A 3,390-nucleotide genomic window follows, 5' to 3' on the forward strand; every position below is an offset into this window, starting at 1 on the left:
CGAGCCTTTCGGTGTACCAAAAATAAAAGCAATTTCTAGCCGAATCGTTGCCACGCCGGCATTTTTGATTGCCTGTATTGCTATTGATTCTGTAGCGTTTGGGGCGTCAGGCTTTCGGTGATGGCCCGGATCACCGCCGCCGGCTGCTCGTGCACGATCCAGTGCGAGGCGCCCGGCACCTCGGTGCGGGTGAGCGAAGGCACCCATTGCGCGAGCCCCTGCAGCAGCCCGGGCAGCAGGGCCGGGTCGTCCAGGCCCCAGACCACGCGGGTGGGCACGTTCACGGTGAGCATCGAATCCGGCAGGGTGAGCGCGCCGGCGGCGGGATCGCCCTCGCGCGGCGGGCGCAGCGGGCTGGCGCGGTAGTAGTCGCACGGGCCCGTCAGGCCGGCGCCCCAGGTGGCGCGGTACTGGTCGCGCACCTCGGGGGTGAGCCACGCGGGCGCGTGCCGTCGGCCCGGTCGAAAAAAGCCGAACAGGCGCTGGAAGTCGTCGGCCGCAAGCAGCGCCTCGGCGTCCGGCCGGCAGAGAAAGTGCATGTACTGGCTGGCCGCCTGCTGGGCCGGATTGTTCTGCAGCTCGCGCAGGAACGTGCCCGGGTGTGGCGAATTGACGATCACCAGCCGCTGCATCAACTCAGGCCGCTGGTTGGCCAGGTTCCAGGCCACTGCGCCGCCCCAGTCGTGCGCGATCAGCGCGGCCAGGGGCTGCGAGTCGCCGCATTCGGCCGCGATCAGGGCCGTGATGTCCTGCACCAGATGCTTGGCGCGGTAGGCGGCCACGTCCGGCGGGGCGCTCGACGGCGCGAAGCCGCGCAGCCAGGGCGCCACGCAGCGGTAGCCGCCGTGGGCCGGGTCGGCGAAGTGCTCCAGCAGCGCATCCCAGATGAAGGCGCCTTCGGGAAACCCGTGCAGGAACAGCAGCACCGGGCGGCCGCGCTCGCCGCGGGTGCGGCAGTGCAGCGTGGTGCCGTGGGGCAGGGCGTGCGCAATGGTGTCGATCATGGTGCTCTGCCTTGGATCGCAGCCCGCGCATGACCTGTCTGCGCGGGCGCCTAGTTGTCTTCCGAATCCTCGTCCAGGGGCGCCTCTTCGGTGCCGTCCTGCGCCTCGGGCGACGGGCCGGCCACCGGGTGGGACCACTGCCACAGCAGTTGCGCCACCTCGTCCACCCCTTGCTTCTTGAGGGCCGAGAACATCTTGACCTCGCCGCCGCCGGCCTGCAGTCGCGTGATGGACAGCACCTTTGCCTGCTCGGCGCGGGTGAGCTTGTCGGCCTTGGTGAGCAGCACCAGGAATTTCAGGCCCGATTCGACGCGCGGGCGCACGGCCTCCAGCAGCGCCTCGTCCAGCTCGGTCAGGCCCAGACGCGGGTCGCACAGCAGCACGATGCCGGTCAGGCTCTGGCGGGTGACCAGGTAGCTCAGCATCACCTGCTGCCAGCGGATCTTGTCCGAGCGCGACACGGCGGCGTAGCCGTAGCCGGGCAGGTCGGCCAGCACGGCGTCGGTCACGCCCTGCTTGCCCAGCGAGAACAGGTTGATGTGCTGCGTGCGACCGGGCTTCTTGGAGGCGAAGGCCAGCTGCTTTTGCTGCGTGAGCGTGTTGATGCAGGTGGACTTGCCGGCATTGGAGCGGCCGACGAAGGCGATCTCGGGCACATCGATGGGGGGCAGGTGGTGCAGTTGCGCCGCCGTCGTCAGGAACCGCGTGGTGTGCATCCACCCCATGGCGACTTTGGCGTCCGGTGCGGGCGGGAGGGAGCCAGCAACTGGCGCATGTGATGTAGTCGTCATAACGGGGGTTACCAAGGATAGAGGGCCAGGGGGTCGCATTGTAGAATCGCGCCGTTTTGCGCCCATAACACAAGAACCCTCGATATGAAGAAATTGCTTGCTCCCATGCTGATGGCTGCCGTGCTGGCAGTTGCTGCTTTCCCGGCTTTTTCTCAGGGGGCCGCCCCCGCTGCCGCGGCGCAAAAACCCGCCAAGCCGGATCTGGCCAAGGGTGAGGCCACCTTCACGGCCGTGTGCGTGGCCTGCCACGCGGCCGATGGCAACTCCGCCATCGCCATCAACCCCAAGCTGGCCCAGCAGCACCCCGAATACCTCGTCAAGCAGTTGCAGGAGTTCAAGTCCGGCAAGCGCAACAACCCCGTCATGAAGGGCTTCGCCTCGGCCCTGTCCGATGACGACATGCGCAACATCGCCTGGTGGGTGGCGTCCAAGCAGGCCAAGCCCGGCTTCGCCAAGGACAAGGAACTCGTCGCCCTGGGCGAGCGCATCTACCGCGGCGGCATCGCCGACCGCAACATTGCCGCCTGCGCCGGCTGCCACAGCCCCAACGGCGCGGGCATTCCGGTGCAGTACCCTCGCCTGTCGGGCCAGCACGCCGACTACACCGCCGCGCAGCTCGTCGCCTTCCGCGACGGCGTGCGCAGCAACAGCCTGCAGATGACGCAGGTCGCCGCCAAGCTCAACGACCGCGAGATCAAGGCCGTCGCCGACTACATCGCTGGCCTGCGTTGACCTGGGTCAATCCCCCGGGCCGGCCACCGTGCCGCGCCCCTGAACCAACCGCCGATAATCACACCCAAGACGGGCGGGTCCTTCTGAACGGATGGCCCGCCCTTTTGTCTTTCGTCCATGTCTGAAACCACCCACGGCATCCGCATCCACACCCGCTCGCAGGCCATGCGCGCGGCGGTGGAACTGCTGTCGTCCATGCGCTTCGCGATCTCGCTGCTGACGGTGATCTGCATCGCCTCGGTGATCGGCACGGTGCTCAAGCAGCACGAACCCGCCGCCAACTACGTGAACCAGTTCGGGCCGTTCTGGGCCGAGCTGTTCATGGCGCTCAAGCTCAACGCGGTGTACAGCGCGTGGTGGTTCCTGCTGATCCTGGCGTTCCTGGTGGCGAGCACCTCGCTGTGCATCGCGCGCAACGGCCCGCGCTACCTGGCCGACGTGCGCAACTACAAGGAAAACGTGCGGGAGCAGAGCCTGGAGGCCTTCGGGCTGCGGGCCAAAGGGCCGCTGCCCGGCGAAACCCCCGAGGCCGCCGCGCGCCGCATCGGCGACATGCTGGCCGGCGGCGGCTGGAAGGTGCGGCTGCAGCAGCGCACCACGCCGGCCGGGCCCGGAACGGGCTGGATGGTGGCGGCCAAGGCGGGTGCGGCCAACAAGATCGGCTACATCGCGGCGCACAGCGCCATCGTGCTGGTGTGCGTGGGCGGCCTGCTGGACGGCGACCTGGTCGTGCGCGCGCAGATGTGGCTGGGCGGCAAGACGCCGTACAACGGCGGCGGATTGATCTCCGAGGTCCGGCCCGAGCACCGCCTGTCCGAGCGCAACCCGACCTTCCGCGGCAACCTGCTGGTGGCCGAGGGCAC

Annotated in this window: 4 protein-coding genes; 2 read left to right on the forward strand and 2 right to left on the reverse strand. The window is 68.4% G+C overall.

Annotation, left to right across the window (positions count from 1 at the left end; translation table 11 throughout):
* Window positions 1-80: 80 nt before the first annotated feature.
* Both AC27KI_RS21095 and yihA read right to left on the reverse strand, forming a co-directional pair.
* Window positions 81-1,004 carry an alpha/beta fold hydrolase gene (locus AC27KI_RS21095; protein WP_487115664.1) on the reverse strand — a complete coding sequence of 308 codons (924 nt, stop codon included), beginning with the start codon at window positions 1,002-1,004 and terminating at the stop codon, window positions 81-83.
* Between the two features lie 50 nt (window positions 1,005-1,054).
* On the reverse strand, window positions 1,055-1,795 hold the full coding sequence (yihA, locus tag AC27KI_RS21100) for a ribosome biogenesis GTP-binding protein YihA/YsxC (protein WP_284425977.1): 741 nt from the start codon (window positions 1,793-1,795) through the stop codon (window positions 1,055-1,057).
* A gap of 84 nt (window positions 1,796-1,879) precedes the next feature.
* Here yihA and AC27KI_RS21105 point away from each other — a divergent pair, with 84 nt between their 5' ends.
* On the forward strand, window positions 1,880-2,527 hold the full coding sequence (locus AC27KI_RS21105; protein ID WP_284425978.1) for a c-type cytochrome: 648 nt from the start codon (window positions 1,880-1,882) through the stop codon (window positions 2,525-2,527).
* A gap of 117 nt (window positions 2,528-2,644) precedes the next feature.
* A partial coding sequence (locus AC27KI_RS21110; RefSeq protein ID WP_487090609.1) for a cytochrome c biogenesis ResB family protein occupies window positions 2,645-3,390 on the forward strand: 746 nt, incomplete at its 3' end.

The sequence above is a fragment of the Acidovorax sp. KPB24-03 genome (assembly GCF_057546605.1).

What these genes read in the sequence shown, in the direction of transcription:
- yihA (WP_284425977.1), bottom strand. Translation starts at nt 1,795, where the DNA reads ATGACGACTACATCACATGCGCCAGTTGCTGGCTCCCTCCCGCCCGCA.
- AC27KI_RS21105 (WP_284425978.1), top strand. Translation starts at nt 1,880, where the DNA reads ATGAAGAAATTGCTTGCTCCCATGCTGATGGCTGCCGTGCTGGCAGTT.
- AC27KI_RS21095 (WP_487115664.1), bottom strand. Translation starts at nt 1,004, where the DNA reads ATGATCGACACCATTGCGCACGCCCTGCCCCACGGCACCACGCTGCAC.